The following is a 15,798-nucleotide window of genomic DNA, read 5'->3' on the forward strand; positions in this document are numbered from 1 at the left end:
CCGCAGCGAAAAACAAAACGGGCGCCGAGGCGCCCATTTTTTTGGCCATTCGGCCGGGATTACAGCTTGGCGAAGCAGCGACGCGCGGCGTCGATGGTGCGCTTGATGTCTTCCTTGCTGTGCGCCACGGACATGAAGCCCGCTTCGAAGGCGGACGGTGCCAGATACACCCCTTCTTCCAACATCAGGTGGAAGAAGCGCTTGAAGCGTTCCACGTCGCACTGCATCACGTCCTGGTAGCAGGTGACTGTCGGCGCGTCGGTGAAGAACAGGCCGAACATGCCGCCGACGTTGTTGACCACCAACGGGATATTCTCTTCCTGCGCCGCATGCAGCAGGCCTGCGGCCAGCATCTCGGTCAGTTCGGTCAGCGTCTGGTGCACGCCCACCTGCGACACTTCGGTCAGGCAAGCGTAGCCCGCCGCCATGGCGATCGGGTTGCCGGACAGGGTGCCCGCCTGGTAGACCGGACCGGTCGGCGCCAGCGCCTCCATCACATCGCGACGGCCGCCGAAGGCGCCCACCGGCATCCCCCCGCCGATGATTTTGCCGAGGCAGGTCAGATCCGGCTCAACGCCGTAATAGGATTGCGCGCCGGCCAGCGCCACGCGGAAGCCGGTCATCACTTCGTCGATGATCAAGAGCGCGCCGTACTTGTCGCACAGGGCGCGCAGGCCCGGCAGGAATTCCGGCAGCGGCGGTACGCAGTTCATGTTGCCGGCAACCGGCTCGACGATGATACAGGCGATCTCGGACGGGTACTGCTCGAAGGCGGCACGCACCGAATCCAGGTCGTTGTAGGTGCAGGTCAGGGTGTGCTTGGCGAAGTCGGCCGGCACGCCCGGTGAGTTCGGCTGGCCGAGGGTCAGCGCGCCGGAACCGGCTTTCACCAGCAGGCAGTCGGCGTGGCCGTGGTAGCAGCCTTCGAACTTGATGATTTTATCGCGGTTGGTGTAGCCGCGCGCCAGGCGGATGGCGCTCATGGTAGCTTCGGTGCCCGAGTTCACCATGCGCACCATATCCATGGTAGGCACCAGCTCGGTGACCAACTGCGCCATTTTGACTTCCATCTCGGTTGGCGCGCCGAAGCTCAGGCCGCGCTGCGCCGCTTCGATCACCGCGTCGCGGATCGCCGGGTGGTTATGCCCCAGCACCATCGGCCCCCAGGAACCGACATAGTCGATATAGGCCTTGCCGTCGGCATCGAACAGGTAAGCCCCGTCTGCCCGCTCGATAAACAGCGGCACACCGCCTACGCCGGTGAATGCACGCACCGGAGAGTTCACCCCACCGGGGATCAACTGTTGCGCCTGGGCGTACAGACTTTCGGACTTGCTGTGTAGGCTCATAAATCGGCTCCTGGATTCTCTTTTGAATGATTTGACCGCGCTATTCTAGAGGAGAGCGCCGCGTTATGAAACGATCACAGTCAGATACCATTAACGGCAGCGCCCGCCACCGGGTTGGGGTAGAATAACCGCCTTGCCTATTTGTATTACAAATTACCTGACGAATTACTCGCGATGACGGAAACACAATCACAGCCAGTCGGGACGCTGAGCCCGCGTCTTAGCCGCAGCGATGCGGTGCGTCAGTTTATTCGCCGTGATAAAACCCCGGTGGCGATCCTGGTGATGGCCGCGCTGGTGGGGACGCTGGCCGGTTTGCTCGGCGTGGCTTTCGATAAGGCGGTGGAGTGGGTGCAGCAGCAGCGGCTGGCTTCGTTGGCGCAGGTCGCCGACTCCTGGCTCCTGGTGTGGCCGCTGGCATTTATCCTGTCCGCCGCGCTGGCGGCGCTGGGCTATTACCTGGTGCGGCGCTTTGCGCCTGAGGCGGGCGGCTCGGGCATTCCGGAGATCGAAGGCGCGCTGGAGGAGCTGCGGCCGGTGCGCTGGTGGCGCGTGATTCCGGTGAAATTCATCGGCGGCATGGGCACGCTGGGAGCGGGCATGGTGCTGGGGCGAGAAGGGCCCACGGTGCAAATGGGCGGCAACGTCGGGCGTATGGTATTGGACGTGCTGCGCATTCGCGGCGCCGAGGCGCGTCATACGTTGCTGGCGACCGGGGCCGCCGCCGGGTTGTCCGCCGCGTTCAACGCGCCGCTGGCCGGCATCTTGTTCATCATCGAAGAGATGCGGCCGCAGTTCCGCTACAACCTGATCTCGATTAAAGCGGTGTTTATCGGCGTTATCATGTCGAGCGTGGTGTTCCAGCTGTTTAACGGCCAGGGCTCGGTGATCGCGGTCGACAAACTTTCTTCGGCGCCCATCAACACCCTGTGGCTCTATCTGGTGCTGGGGGCGATATTCGGCGCGGTGGGCGTGGGGTTCAACGCGCTGATCTTCCGCACCCAAGACATGTTCGCGCGCCTGCACGGCGGCAGAATGCGCAATATCTTGTTGATGGGTGGGCTGCTCGGCGGCGTGTGCGGCATTCTGGGGCTGATCCAGCCGGAGGCGGCGGGTGGCGGCTTTGGGCTGATCCCGATCGCCGCGGCGGGCAATTACAGCGTCGGCATGTTGATGTTTATCTTCATTACCCGCATCTTCACCACGCTGCTGTGCTTCGGTTCCGGCGCGCCGGGCGGCATCTTTGCGCCGATGCTGGCGCTGGGCACGCTGTTCGGCACCGCCTTCGGGCTGGCCGGGACGCATCTGTTCCCGCAATACGGCATCGAGGCTGGCACCTTCGCCATCGCCGGTATGGGGGCGCTGTTCGCCGCCACGGTGCGCGCTCCGTTGACCGGCATCGTGCTGGTGCTGGAAATGACCGACAACTACCAACTCATTTTACCGATGATTATCACCTGCCTCGGCGCCACGGTAGTGGCGCAGCTGCTCGGTGGCAAGCCGCTGTATTCGTCGATCCTGGCTCGCACGCTGCAAAGGCAGGAGGCGCAGCTGGCACGGGAAGCGGCGGAGAAAACAGGTAAGGAAAATACAACAAATGCGGTGAATACTTGAACGCAACACTCAGGTATCGGATAATCGTTAATATTAATCAGGCAGCCATAGTAGCGATCTGATGCTGAACAATGTTGGGAGTAAAGAGTATGAGTGATCAAACGGCACTGCCCCTGCAATTTACCGAGGCAGCAGCAAACAAGGTTAAGTTCCTGATTGCTGACGAAGAAAACCCGAACCTGAAGTTGCGGGTTTACATTACCGGCGGCGGCTGCAGCGGATTCCAGTACGGCTTCACTTTTGACGACAAGGTCAACGATGGCGACATGACCATCGAGAAGCAGGGCGTGGCGCTGGTGGTCGATCCGATGAGCCTGCAGTATCTGGTTGGCGGTTCGGTGGACTACACCGAAGGGCTGGAAGGGTCGCGCTTCGTGGTGACCAACCCGAATGCCAAAACCACCTGCGGTTGCGGTTCGTCGTTCAGCATCTGAGTTTGCCTGTCAGAACATCAACCCGCTCGCCTTACGGCCGGCGGGTTTTTTTTTATGCCTACCATTCCACGAGGATCACTTCCGCACCGTTCTCCTGCGTCGGTGGGGTGCGGATGATGTTCGGCTGCGCCGTCGCGTGGCTACATTCGGCCTGTGGGGCGGTGGCCTCGAGGCGCACGGCGCATTGCGGTTCAATGGTCAGGGTAACGCCGATCTGGCCGCTGACGGCATCGGCATACGCGGCGCCACTCAGCAGGGTGCCACAGCAGGCAAGCAGAATTTTTTTCATCATTGCGGGAATAGTCATCCGTAAGCCATCTTGTGATGACTTATCGGCAAAAAGTTAAAAGTCTTAACAGCGCGGGGAAGGGATTAACCTGCGGATAACAGAATTTTACATCGTCACTACGCTATTTTTTGGTCGAAAATAATACCATTAACCCCGTTAATAGTCTAATAAATCACCTGGTGCGGCGTTGCCAAGCGTCGCCCCGCAGGGCGACGGCTCAGCGTTCGAGAATAAAGGCGGGCAGTTTGAGGTGCCAGCGGATGGCCGCCAGCCGAATGGTCAGGGTGATGATCATGCCCAGCATCATGGCCTGTTGCAGCGGCATGTGGAAGGTGTAAAACGCCGTGGCGTGCACGATGCCGCCGATGATGCAGGCGGTAGCGTAAATTTCGGTGCGCAGGATCATCGGGATCTCGCGCGCCAGCACGTCGCGGATAATGCCGCCGCCGACGCCGGTGATCACTCCCATGCAGATTGCCACCAGCGGGCCGGTGCCGGCCGCGAAGGCCTTGTTGACGCCGATGCCGACGAACACCGCCAGCCCGACGGCGTCCAGCACCGGCAGCACCCACTTCGGCAGCCGGCGCGGCTGGCGCACCAGCAGCAGCGTCAATATGCAGGTGATCATCGCCACCACCAGATCGGTGGGATCCTTGACCCAGAATACCGGACCGTTGGCCAGTGCCATATCGCGGATGGTGCCGCCGCCGACCGCGGTAACCACGCCCAATACCAGCACGCCGAACGGATCCATGCGCAGCTTGCCGGCCAGCAATACACCGGAGACGGCGAACACCGCGGTGCCGAGAATATCCAGCCAGAACACCAGCATCAGCGGATCTCCGCCAGTTGGCGGCACAGCTGCTGCGCCGCCAACAGGATGCGCGGCCCGCCGCGGTTGAACCAGTCTTCGTTCAGCGCGATCACCGGCACCTGCAGCTGCGGGGCCCAGAAGGCTTTCACATTGGCGGCTTCTTTCGCGCCCCCGGTGATGACGATGGCCTGCGGCTGGCGCGCCAACACCTGCTCGCGGCTGATCTGCGGCCAAGGGGTGCGGCTGTCGGCGAAGACGTTCTGCCCGCCGCACAGCGCCAGCACCTGGCTCTGCAATGTGGCGCCGGCGCTGGTGAACAGCGGCTGGGTGCCGAACTGCAGCAACACGCGCCGTGGCGAGTTAGCGGCGTATTGTTGCTTGAGAGCGGCGAACTGGCGGCGAAGGTCGTCTGCCGCCTGATGCGCCTGATCCGGGTGCGGGCTGTATTGCGCCAGCTTATCCAGCAAGCCGGCGATCCCTTCGAGGGTGTCGGCGTCCGCATAGAAAATCGGGATGCCGAACGCGGCGAGCTGATCCAGCACGCGCTGCGGATTGCCGCCGCGCCAGGCGAGGATCAGATCCGGCTTGAGCGCCAGCACCCGCTCCAGGTTGATGCCCTGCCAGGAGGCCACCTGCTCCAGTTTGGCGGCCTGCGGCGGATAATCGGAATAGGCGCTCGCCGCCACCAGCACATCGCCCATGCCGGCGGCATAGGCGAGTTCGGTGGCGTTGGGCGCCAGGCTGATCACCCGCTGGGCGGCGCCGACCGGCAGGGCCAGCCAGAGCGCCAACAGACAGAGCATCGAGGTGAAGCGCAGCCTCACATCAACCGCGCTTGGCCAGGGTTTGCAGCATGGCATTGACCATCAGCGTAGACTGCTTGGCCGCTACCACCAGGAACTCGTCAAAGCTCATGTGCGACTCGCTGTCGGCGACGTCGGAAATGGCGCGCACCACCACGAACGGCGTGCCGAACAGATGACAGACGTGGGCGATCGCCGCGGCTTCCATTTCCACGGCGGCGACGCGCGGGAAAGTGGCGCGGATGCGCGCCAGCGGCTCGGCGCCGTTGATGAAGGCGTCACCGCTGCAGATCAGGCCGCGCACCGCGTGCAGCTCCAGCTGTTTGATGCAGCTTTCCGCCAGCGCGATCAGCGCGTCGTCGGCGACGAACGCCGCCGGGCAGCCGGCCATCTGGCCCGGCTCGTAGCCGAAGGCGGTGACGTCGGCGTCGTGGTAGCGCACTTCTTCCGACACCACGATATCGCCCACGTGCAGGGTGCTGGCCAGGCCGCCGGCGGAACCGGTGTTGATCACCAGATCCGGGCTGCAGTGTTCCAGCAGCAGGGTGGTGCCCATGGCCGCAGAGACTTTGCCGATGCCGGATTTCAGCAGGGCCACGTCAACGCCGCCGATCTGGCCGGTGTAGATTTCGCAGCCCGCGCGCTGGATAGTTTGACGGTTTTCGATTTGATCGCGCAGCAGGGTAACTTCCTGCTCCATTGCGCCGATGATGCCTACTTTCATAAATAATACTCGCTGATTGGCCGTGAGAATTGCGGCATAGTCTATCATGGCTGTGTATCAGAGATAATGCGTTGCATCCGCCGCCGGGAATTGTTATCACGGGGGCAGGGCGCAACGGCGGAGAAACAGATGTCCGGGATCGACTTCAAGCAAAAAATCAGCTTTCAACGGCCTTTCAGCAAACCGATCGAGGCCGAGGAAGAGTACGACATCGTGCGGCAGTTCGAGAGCGATCGCGGGCGCATCGTCAACTCGGCCGCCATTCGCCGTCTGCAGCAAAAAACCCAGGTGTTTCCGCTGGAGCGCAACGCGGCGGTGCGCAGCCGCCTGACGCACTCGATGGAGGTGCAGCAGGTTGGACGCCACATCGCCAAAGAGATCCTCAATCGCTTCAAACAGGCGGGGAGAATTGATGAGCTCGGCCTGACCCGGCTGCTCGATCCGTTTGAAAGCATCGTGGAAATGGCCTGTCTGATGCACGACATCGGCAATCCGCCGTTCGGACACTTCGGCGAGTCGGCGATCAACGACTGGTTCGCCCAGCGGCTCGATCCCGCCAGCTGCGGCAGTGAGCCGGGCAGCCACGATCGCTGCCAGGTGGTGACGCTGCGCCTGCATGAAGGGGAGAGCGATCTGAACCGGCTGCGCAGCCGGATCCGTCAGGATCTCAGCCACTTCGAGGGCAACGCCCAGGCGATCCGCATGGTGTACAGCCTGCTCAAGCTCAACCTGACCTACGCGCAGGTCGGCTGCATTTTGAAATACACCCGCCCGGCCTACTGGGCGAGCGACATCCCTGCCAGCCACAGTTACCTGATGAAAAAGCCCGGCTACTATCTGGCGGAAGAGGCCTTCGTCGATCGGTTGCGGCGCGAGCTGCACATGGGCGAGTTCGATCGTTTCCCGCTGACCTATATTATGGAAGCCGCCGACGATATCTCGTACTGCGTGGCCGATCTGGAAGACGCGGTGGAGAAGAGCATTTTCACCGTCGAGCAGCTGTATCAGCACCTGATTCAGGAGTGGGGCGAGGTGGTGCCGGGCGATCTGTTCGACAAGACCGTCGCCAGCGCGTTTCGCAAGATCGATCGCGGCGGCGCGCGGCGCAGCGCGGAAGATCAGTTCTTCATGTATCTGCGGGTGTTTACCGTGGCGCGGCTGGTGCCGCATGCGGCGCAGCGCTTTATCGACAATCTGGACGCGGTCTATCAAGGCAGTTTCAATCAGGCGCTGCTGGAGGATTCCAGCCCGGCCTATCGGCTGCTGAAGATATTTAAAAATGTGGCGTTCAAGCACGTGTTCAACCACCCTGAGGTCGAGCAGCTCGAGCTGCAAGGCTATCGGGTGATCAGCGGCCTGCTGGACATTTACAGCCCGCTGTTGGCGATGTAGCTGGCGGACTTCAGCCAGCTGGTGCGCGAGGACAGCCATCGCGCTTATCCGATTGAAACACGCCTATTCCACAAGCTGTCCACCAAGCATCGGCTGGCGTATGCGGAGGCGGTAGAAGGGCTGCAGCATTTATCGCCGGAGCAGCAAGCCATTCGGGAATATTATTTCCGCGCGCGTTTATTGCAGGACTATATCAGCGGAATGACCGACCTTTACGCCTATGATGAATATCGTCGATTGATGGCGGCGGAATAATTGAGCTGAAGAATAATTATCAGCAATTCCAACCGGTTGGCTGTCTCGAGTTTTGTAAAGACGGACAATATTTGTTTACTATTGCCAATCATCTGTGCCGGAACTTCGGGCTATTAATTAACTCTGAATAAGCACGCAAGACAGCCATTCTTTTTGAACGACTTTATAAGAGACACACAGATGAAAAAAACCGCATTAGTTCTGAGCGTACTGGCATTCAGTATCGGTATGGCGATGGGTCCGACGACGGCCAGCGCCGCTGAAACCGCCTCTTCCAGCACCCAACAGCTGCCGAGCCTGGCACCGATGCTGGAAAAGGTAATGCCTTCCGTGGTGAGCATTAACGTTGAGGGCAGCACCACGGTTAATACGCCGCGCATGCCGCAGCAATTCCAACAGTTCTTCGGCGAAGATTCGCCGTTCTGCCAGGACGGTTCGCCGTTCCAGGGCTCACCGATGTGTCAGGGTGGCGAACAGCCTGGGCCGGATGGCCAGCCGCAGGGCACGCAGCAGAAATTCCAGGCGCTGGGCGCCGGGGTGGTTATCGATGCCGCCAAGGGCTATGTGGTGACCAATAACCACGTGGTGGACAACGCCAACAAGATCCAGGTGCAGTTGAGCGATGGCCGCCGTTTCGACGCCAAGGTGATCGGCAAGGATCCGCGTTCCGATATCGCCCTGATCCAGCTGAAAGACTTCAAGAATCTGACGGCGATCAAGATGGCGGATTCCGATCAGCTGCGCGTCGGCGATTACACCGTGGCGATCGGTAACCCGTACGGGCTGGGTGAAACCGCCACATCGGGTATCGTATCCGCCCTGGGGCGCAGCGGCCTGAACATCGAAAACTACGAAAACTTTATCCAGACCGATGCGGCGATTAACCGCGGTAACTCCGGCGGTGCGTTGGTTAACCTGAACGGCGAGCTGATCGGCATCAACACCGCGATCCTGGCGCCGGACGGCGGCAACATCGGTATCGGCTTCGCCATTCCGAGCAACATGGTGAAAAACCTGACGGCGCAAATGGTCGAATATGGCCAGGTGAAACGCGGCGAACTGGGCATCATGGGTACCGAGCTGAACTCCGAGCTGGCCAAGGCGATGAAGGTTGACGCGCAGCGCGGGGCCTTCGTCAGCCAGGTGATGCCGAAGTCTTCCGCGGCGAAGGCGGGCATCAAGGCCGGCGACGTGATCGTCACCATGAACGGCAAGGCCATCTCCAGCTTCGCCTCGTTCCGGGCGGAGATCGGTACATTGCCGGTCGGCAGCAAGATGTCGCTGGGCATTATTCGCGACGGCAAGCCGGTAACGATTGACGTCACGCTGGAGCAAAGCGCGCAGACCCAGGTGGCCTCGGGCAATATCTACACCGGCATTGAAGGCGCCGAGCTGAGCAACACCCAGGTCGGCAACGTGAAGGGTGTCAAGGTTGACAGCGTGAAAGCCGGCAGCGCCGCGGCGCGCATCGGCCTGAAAAAGGGCGACGTGATCCTGGGCGTGAACCAGCAGCCGATCCAGAACCTGGGTGAGCTGCGTAAAATCCTCGACAGCAAGCCGTCGGTGCTGGCGTTGAATATTCAGCGCGGGGAGAGCCAGCTTTACCTGCTGGCACAGTGATAAGCGTCGGGCGTTAAAAAAAACAAAGGCACGCTATGGCGTGCCTTTTTGCGTTATGGCCAGAGGATTCAGGCGGGTTGCGCCAGATGCGCGCGCGCCGCGTGGATCACCAGTTCAATCTCATCCAACAGCTCCAGCCACTCCGGCTCCAGTTCGTCGTTGGTGATGCCCTGGCGCAGCTGCCGCTCGAGGTAGAAACACAGCTGCTTGAGGCGCGGTACGCCGCTGTAGCTGCAACTGCCGTGCAGCTTATGGATCAGATCGAGGATCTCGTCGTCGTGTTGCCCCTCCAATAGCGCCTGTACCCGTTCGCGCACCTCCGGCAGGAAATCGAGCAGCATTTGCAGCAGATCGCGCGCCAGGTCCGGTTTGTTGGCCGCCTGACGCAGCGCCAGTGGCCAGTCGAGCGACAGCGGCGCGTCGTCGGCGACGGCGTTTTCCACGCCGCCGCTGTGGTAACGCGACAGCACGCGGGTCAGCATTTTCTCGTCGATCGGTTTGGCCAGATAGTCGTCCATCCCGGCCTGCAGCAGGTGCTCGCGCTCGCCGCTGGCGGCATGGGCGGTAACGGCGACGATCGGCGTGGAGTTGTGATGCGGCAGCTGGCGGATCAGCTCGCTGGCGTGAATGCCGTCCATCTTCGGCATCTGAATGTCCATCAGGATCAGATCCAGCACGTTGTCGCGCGCCAGCGCCAGCGCTTCCTCACCGCTTTCGCACAGCAGGGTTTTTTCTACCTGTTCCCCCAGCAGCGTGCCGATCAGCTTCAGGTTGGCCGGGTTGTCGTCCACCGCCATCACGGTCAGCGGCAGGCGTTTACGCTCAGGCTGCGCGGTGAGACGTGCTGGCGCTTCCATCCGGAGCAGCGGGAACAGTCGTGTGCTGGTGATCGGCTTGATCAGGCAGCCGAGCGCGCCTTGTTGTTTAAGCAGCTCGGCGTCGATCTGCGCCTGGCACGGCAGCGCCAGAATCACCCGATCGGCCAGCTTCAGCGACGCCAGCAATTTGTCTTCGTGCTGCGCCATGTTGTCGCGGAACGGGATGGGCACGCCGGCCAGCAGGAAGTCATAGTGGCCTGGCGGCAACTGGCCCAGCGTCGGCGAGTGGGTGATCACCAGCTGTGTGATGCTGAGCATGTTGAGCGTCGCCTGCGCCGCCGTCGGGTTGGACTCGATATAGGCGAGCGTTTTGCCGCTCAGATCCGGCAGGCTCGGCGCCAGCGACAGCATGCCCTCGTTCAGATCCAGCGTGATGTGGAACCAGAAGGTCGAGCCGCGGTTCAACTGGCTGTGGAAGCAGATATCGCCCCCCATCTCCTTCACCAGTTTTTGCGTGATCACCAGCCCCAGCCCGGTGCCGCCGTGGCGGCGGGAGATGCTGGCATCCGCCTGACGGAATGCCTGGAACAGCTGTGACTGCTGGCGTTCGGAGATGCCGATGCCGGTGTCGTGGATCTGCACTTCCACTTCCACCCGGCGATCCAGCTGTTTGCGCAGCTCGACGCGAATGTCGATATTGCCGGTTTCGGTGAACTTGATGGCGTTGCCCAGCAGGTTGGTAATGATCTGCTGCAGGCGCAGCGAGTCGCCGATCACCTGCTCCGGCACGTCGTTGTGCACATCCAGCGTCAGCTCCAGCCCTTTGTCGTGGGCGCTGGGCGCCAGCAGCACCACCACTTCGTCCAGCGTTTCACGCAGGGCAAAAGGAATATGCTCCAGCACCAGCTTGCCGGCCTCCAGCTTGGAGAAGTCCAGCACGTCGTTGATGATGGTCAGCAGGTTGTTGGCCGAGCGTTCGATGGTCTGCAAATAATCGGTCTGGGTCACGCTCAGATCGGTTTTCAGCATCTGACGGGTGAAGCCGATCACGCCGTTGAGCGGAGTACGCAGCTCGTGCGACATGTTGGCCAGGAATTCGGACTTGATGCGCGCTGCCTCCTGCGCGCGTTTTTTCGCCAAATCCAGCTCGACGTTCTGGATCTCCATTTGCTCCAGCGTTTCACGCAGGTCGGAGGTGGCCTGATCGATGTTCTGCTGCATCTCTTCGTGATAGGCGGTAAGCGACATCGCCATCGAGTTGATGCCGTTCTTCAGCATGTGCAGCTCGCCGAGCATGTAGCCCTCCACGCGGCTGTCGAGCTGGCCGCGGCGGATGCGGTCGACGGTGTTCACCATGTTGCGGATCGGGCCGGTCACGTCGCGCATCAGCCGGTAAGCAAACAGGATGGCGATGCACATGCACAGCAACAGCAGCAGGGTGGAGACGAACACCTCTTTATATTGCTGCAACCGCACCGACTGCAGATCCAGCTCGATCGCCACATAGCCCAGGTTGTTGTCGGGGTGGCTGCCGCCGTCGGCGGTTTCATCCGGATATTGGTTTTCCGACAGGATCGGCGTGCGCAGGATCAGCGAATCGCCGCGTCGGGTGAGCATCAGCTCGGTGGGCAACGGCACGCCTTTCGGCAGCTGCAGCTGAGCGAAGTTGTGGTGATAATTGGAGGTGACGAACAAATTGTTCTGCGCATCGAACACGGTGATCGAACGCACGATGTCCGAATGGCGGCGGTGCAACAGGCTGACCAACTGCCTGACCGATTCGCGGCTGCGGAACGTCATGCCGTACTCGCTGGCCACCGCCAGCGGCTCGATGATGCTGGCGCCGGCGTCGACCAATTGCTCCTGCAGCTCGTTATAGCGGTGCACCACGAAGAAGGTGCTGAGCAGCAAACCAATCAGCAAGGTCGGGGCCAGAATCAGGATCATCATGCGCGCACGCAGGCTGTATTTGGTCATGGGATTCCAATGTGGGAGAATTGACAGCTGACACTAGCTTAATGAACCAGCACACAATCGACAAATATGGCGCAATTCTACTCTCCCAAACGCCGCGTGACGACCCGGCAGAGCTCACAAATCTTCACCGTGACGGTGAGCGATCTCGATCCTTTCGGCCAGGGCGTGGCGCGCCACGACGGCAAAGCGGTGTTCGTGCCGGGCGTATTGCCGGGCGAGCAGGCGGAAATCCAGCTGACCGAAGACAAGCGCCAGTTCGCCAAAGGCAAGCTCAAGCGCCTGCTGAGCCGCAGCCCGCAGCGGGTGGCACCGCGCTGTCCGCATTTCGGCGTGTGCGGCGGCTGCCAGCAGCAGCATGCGGATGAGGCACTGCAGCAGCAGAGCAAGGCGGCGGCGCTGGTGCGCATGATCGCCCGCGAAACCGGGGTGACCCCGCAGCAGGAACCGGTGATCGCCGGCCCGGAATACGGTTATCGCCGCCGCGCCCGCCTGAGCCTGGCGTGGCAGCCGAAGTTGCAGCGCCTGATGATGGGCTTTCGACAGGCGGCCTCGAGTGAGCTGGTGGTGGTGGAGCACTGTCCGGTGCTGCGGCCGGAGCTGGAACAGCTGCTGGCGCCGGTGCGCGCCTGCCTGAGCGGGTTGCAGGCGGTACGGCGGCTGGGGCACGTGGAGCTGGTACTGGCGGATAACGGCCCGCTGCTGGTGCTGCGCCATCTCGACGCGTTGAAAGAGGCGGATCGGCAGGCGCTGTTGGCGTTTGGCGAGCGGGAAAACGTCGCCGTTTATCTGGCGCCGGACAGCGATCGCGTGGAGAAACTGTGCGGTGACACGCCGTATTATCAGGTTGACGGGCTACGCTTAGACTTCAGCCCGCGCGACTTTATTCAGGTCAATGACGCCGTAAACCAACAAATGGTGGCGCAGGCCCTTGAATGGCTCGATATTCAACCCAATGATCGGGTGCTGGACCTGTTCTGCGGCATGGGTAACTTCACCCTGCCGTTGGCGCGCCGGGCCGCTGCGGTGGTGGGCATCGAAGGTGTTGCCACGCTGGTAGCGAATGGGCAATATAATGCACATAAGAATAAGCTGAATAATGCATCGTTCTTCCACGAGAATCTGGAGGACGACGTTGCACGGCAACCTTGGGCAGCACAAGGGTTTGATAAGGTGATGCTGGATCCCGCCCGTGCCGGTGCGGCCGGGGTGATGTCACACATTGTAAAACTGGCGCCGGCGCGGGTGGTGTATGTTTCCTGTAACCCCACCACGCTGGCTCGCGACAGCAAAGTGCTGTTGAGCGCCGGTTATCGTCTTGCGCGCGTGCGGATGTTGGATATGTTTCCGCACTCGGGGCATCTTGAATCAATGGCGCTGTTTATCAACGAGCGTGCGCCAGAGGTCGCTGCAAAGTAGGGAGAAGTTATGGTTGCGGTAAGAAGTGCACATCTGAATACGGCGGGTGAGTTCGCTCTTGATGAGTGGATCGCCGGCTTGGGGCTACCTAACCCGCAGTCATGTGAGCGATTGGCCGCAACCTGGCGTTATTGTGAGCAGCAGACCCTGAACCATCCCGACGCCTCGCTGCTGCTGTGGCGCGGCTTGGAGATGGTGGAAATCCTCTCGACGCTGAGCATGGATAACGACAGCATGCGCGCCGCGCTGCTGTTCCCGCTGGTGGACGCCGGCATCGTGCAGGAAGAGACCCTGACCGAAGCGTTCGGTAATGGCATCGTCGCGCTGGTGCACGGCGTGCGCGACATGGACGCCATTCGTCAACTGAAAGCCACCCAAAACGACTCGATGGCCTCCGAACAGGTCGACAACGTGCGCCGCATGCTGTTGGCGATGGTGGAGGATTTCCGCTGCGTGGTCATCAAGCTGGCGGAGCGTATCGCCCACCTGCGCGAGGTGAAGGACGCGCCGGAAGACGAACGCGTGCTGGCGGCGAAAGAGTGTTCCAACATCTACGCCCCGCTGGCCAACCGGCTTGGCATCGGCCAGTTGAAGTGGGAGCTGGAAGATTTCTGCTTCCGCTACCTGCATCCGGAAGAATACAAGCGCATCGCCAAGCTGTTGCACGAGCGCCGCATCGACCGCGAACAGTTCATCGACGATTTCGTCGCTGGGCTGCGCGCCGAGATGGCCAGCGAAGGCATTCGGGTGGAGATTTACGGCCGGCCGAAACACATCTACAGCATCTGGCGCAAGATGCAGAAAAAGCACCTGGCGTTTGACGAACTGTTCGACGTGCGCGCGGTGCGCATCGTGGCGGAGCGTCTGCAGGATTGCTATGCGGCGTTGGGCATCGTGCATACCCACTTCCGCCACCTGCCGGACGAGTTCGACGACTACGTCGCCAACCCGAAACCCAACGGCTACCAGTCTATCCACACCGTGGTGCTGGGGCCGCGCGGCAAAACCGTCGAGATTCAGATCCGCACCCGGCAAATGCATGAAGACGCCGAGCTGGGCGTGGCCGCACACTGGAAGTACAAAGAGGGCGCTGGCGTGACCGTGCGCTCCGGCTACGAAGAGCGCATCGCCTGGCTGCGTAAGCTCATCGCCTGGCAGGAAGAGATGGCGGACTCCGGCGAGATGCTCGACGAAGTGCGCAGCCAGGTGTTCGACGATCGGGTCTATGTGTTTACCCCGAAAGGCGACGTGGTGGATCTGCCGGCCGGCTCTACGCCGCTTGATTTTGCCTATCACATTCACAGCGACGTCGGTCACCGCTGTATCGGCGCCAAGATCGGCGGCCGCATCGTGCCGTTTACCTATCAGCTGAAGATGGGCGATCAGATTGAGATCATCACCCAGAAACAGCCGAACCCGAGCCGCGACTGGCTGAACCCGAACCTGGGCTACGTCACCACCAGCCGCGGGCGCTCGAAGATCCACAACTGGTTCCGCAAGCAGGACCGCGACAAGAACATTCTCGCCGGCCGCCAGATGTTGGACAACGAACTGGAACACCTCGGCATCAGCCTGAAAGAGGCCGAGAAGCTGCTGATCCCGCGCTACAACATGAACTCGCTGGACGAGGTGCTGGCGGCGATCGGCGGCGGGGACATTCGCCTGAACCAGATGGTGAATTACCTGCAGGGCAAGTTCAACAAGCCGAGCGCCGAAGAGCAGGATCGTGAGGCGCTGCGCCAGCTGGTGCAGCAGAAAGCGCCGCCGCCGACCCGCAACAAGGATAACGGCCGCGTGGTGGTGGAGGGCGTGGGCAACCTGATGCACCACATCGCCCGCTGCTGCCAGCCGATCCCGGGCGACGACATCGTCGGTTTTATCACCCAGGGGCGCGGTATTTCGATCCACCGTGCGGACTGCGATCAGCTGGTCGATTTGCAATCGCACGCGCCGGAGCGCATCGTCGATGCGGTATGGGGCGAAAGCTACTCCAGCGGTTATTCGCTGGTGGTGCGCGTGATGGCCAACGATCGCAGCGGGCTGTTGCGCGACATTACCACCATTCTGGCCAACGAAAAGGTCAATGTGCTGGGCGTCGCCAGCCGCAGCGATACCAAGAAGCAGTTGGCCACCATCGACATGGATATCGAAATTTACAACCAGCAGGTGCTGAGCCGGGTGCTGGCGAAGCTGAACCAACTGCCGGACGTGATAGACGCCAAGCGTTTGCACGGCAACTAAGCCCACATCGCCTTTCGGGCCGTATCGATAGCGGATGCGGCCAGAAATCCAT

The 15,798-nt window shown here is 61.4% G+C and carries 11 protein-coding genes and 1 pseudogene; 6 read left to right on the plus strand and 6 right to left on the minus strand.

The window, feature by feature from the left end; genetic code table 11:
• Positions 1-59: 59 nt before the first annotated feature.
• Entirely contained in the window at positions 60-1,349 is a 1,290-nt protein-coding gene (gene hemL / locus FUU19_RS03530; protein ID WP_230489609.1) for a glutamate-1-semialdehyde 2,1-aminomutase, read from the minus strand.
• Between the two features lie 174 nt (positions 1,350-1,523).
• Here hemL and clcA point away from each other — a divergent pair, with 174 nt between their 5' ends.
• Together clcA and erpA are read left to right on the plus strand one after the other, a co-directional pair.
• Positions 1,524-2,963, plus strand: coding sequence for a H(+)/Cl(-) exchange transporter ClcA (clcA, locus tag FUU19_RS03535; protein WP_230489610.1), 1,440 nt, complete (start codon positions 1,524-1,526; stop codon positions 2,961-2,963).
• Between the two features lie 89 nt (positions 2,964-3,052).
• Positions 3,053-3,397: an iron-sulfur cluster insertion protein ErpA gene (gene erpA, locus FUU19_RS03540; RefSeq protein ID WP_004932708.1), complete on the plus strand. Its 345-nt coding sequence runs from the start codon at positions 3,053-3,055 to the stop codon at positions 3,395-3,397.
• A 58-nt stretch (positions 3,398-3,455) separates the two neighbouring features.
• On the opposite strand, the gene FUU19_RS03545 is transcribed toward erpA, so the two are convergent.
• The 4 genes from FUU19_RS03545 to mtnN form a co-directional block, all read right to left on the minus strand.
• Positions 3,456-3,704, minus strand: a complete 249-nt coding sequence (locus FUU19_RS03545; protein WP_141970941.1) for a hypothetical protein — start codon at positions 3,702-3,704, stop codon at positions 3,456-3,458.
• Positions 3,705-3,903: 199 nt separating this feature from the next.
• A complete protein-coding gene (locus tag FUU19_RS03550) occupies positions 3,904-4,518 on the minus strand; it encodes a TRIC cation channel family protein (RefSeq protein ID WP_141970939.1) in 615 nt (204 codons plus the stop codon).
• Complete coding sequence (gene btuF / locus FUU19_RS03555; protein WP_230489631.1) at positions 4,518-5,303, minus strand: vitamin B12 ABC transporter substrate-binding protein BtuF; 786 nt, start codon at positions 5,301-5,303, stop codon at positions 4,518-4,520. The genes FUU19_RS03550 and btuF overlap by 1 nt, the downstream gene beginning before the upstream one ends.
• Positions 5,304-5,325: 22 nt before the next feature.
• Positions 5,326-6,027: a 5'-methylthioadenosine/S-adenosylhomocysteine nucleosidase gene (mtnN, locus tag FUU19_RS03560; RefSeq protein WP_230489611.1), complete on the minus strand. Its 702-nt coding sequence runs from the start codon at positions 6,025-6,027 to the stop codon at positions 5,326-5,328.
• 129 nt (positions 6,028-6,156) lie between these two features.
• On the opposite strand from mtnN, the pseudogene dgt reads away from it, so the two are divergent.
• A pseudogene (gene dgt / locus FUU19_RS03565) lies at positions 6,157-7,674 on the plus strand (dGTPase).
• A 180-nt stretch (positions 7,675-7,854) separates the two neighbouring features.
• Entirely contained in the window at positions 7,855-9,294 is a 1,440-nt protein-coding gene (gene degP, locus FUU19_RS03570) for a serine endoprotease DegP (RefSeq protein ID WP_141970935.1), read from the plus strand.
• 68 nt (positions 9,295-9,362) lie between these two features.
• Here the strand turns inward: degP and barA are convergent, their stop codons facing one another.
• Positions 9,363-12,089, minus strand: coding sequence for a two-component sensor histidine kinase BarA (gene barA / locus FUU19_RS03575; RefSeq protein WP_197833329.1), 2,727 nt, complete (start codon positions 12,087-12,089; stop codon positions 9,363-9,365).
• A 66-nt stretch (positions 12,090-12,155) separates the two neighbouring features.
• Between barA and rlmD the strand changes: the two genes are divergently transcribed.
• Positions 12,156-13,505, plus strand: coding sequence for a 23S rRNA (uracil(1939)-C(5))-methyltransferase RlmD (rlmD, locus tag FUU19_RS03580; protein WP_230489612.1), 1,350 nt, complete (start codon positions 12,156-12,158; stop codon positions 13,503-13,505).
• A gap of 9 nt (positions 13,506-13,514) precedes the next feature.
• Positions 13,515-15,746, plus strand: coding sequence for a GTP diphosphokinase (relA, locus tag FUU19_RS03585; protein ID WP_141970930.1), 2,232 nt, complete (start codon positions 13,515-13,517; stop codon positions 15,744-15,746).
• The last annotated feature ends 52 nt before the right edge of the window (positions 15,747-15,798 follow it).

The sequence above is a fragment of the Serratia montpellierensis genome (assembly GCF_020858655.1).
Classification (GTDB): Bacteria; Pseudomonadota; Gammaproteobacteria; order Enterobacterales; family Enterobacteriaceae; genus Serratia; species Serratia montpellierensis.

Bases quoted from the DNA above. Each gene is read 5' to 3' on its own strand.
- degP (WP_141970935.1), top strand. From the start codon at position 7,855: ATGAAAAAAACCGCATTAGTTCTGAGCGTACTGGCATTCAGTATCGGT.
- rlmD (WP_230489612.1), top strand. From the start codon at position 12,156: ATGGCGCAATTCTACTCTCCCAAACGCCGCGTGACGACCCGGCAGAGC.
- mtnN (WP_230489611.1), bottom strand. From the start codon at position 6,027: ATGAAAGTAGGCATCATCGGCGCAATGGAGCAGGAAGTTACCCTGCTG.
- hemL (WP_230489609.1), bottom strand. From the start codon at position 1,349: ATGAGCCTACACAGCAAGTCCGAAAGTCTGTACGCCCAGGCGCAACAG.
- barA (WP_197833329.1), bottom strand. From the start codon at position 12,089: ATGACCAAATACAGCCTGCGTGCGCGCATGATGATCCTGATTCTGGCC.
- FUU19_RS03550 (WP_141970939.1), bottom strand. From the start codon at position 4,518: ATGCTGGTGTTCTGGCTGGATATTCTCGGCACCGCGGTGTTCGCCGTC.
- FUU19_RS03545 (WP_141970941.1), bottom strand. From the start codon at position 3,704: ATGACTATTCCCGCAATGATGAAAAAAATTCTGCTTGCCTGCTGTGGC.
- relA (WP_141970930.1), top strand. From the start codon at position 13,515: ATGGTTGCGGTAAGAAGTGCACATCTGAATACGGCGGGTGAGTTCGCT.
- btuF (WP_230489631.1), bottom strand. From the start codon at position 5,303: ATGCTCTGTCTGTTGGCGCTCTGGCTGGCCCTGCCGGTCGGCGCCGCC.
- clcA (WP_230489610.1), top strand. From the start codon at position 1,524: ATGACGGAAACACAATCACAGCCAGTCGGGACGCTGAGCCCGCGTCTT.
- erpA (WP_004932708.1), top strand. From the start codon at position 3,053: ATGAGTGATCAAACGGCACTGCCCCTGCAATTTACCGAGGCAGCAGCA.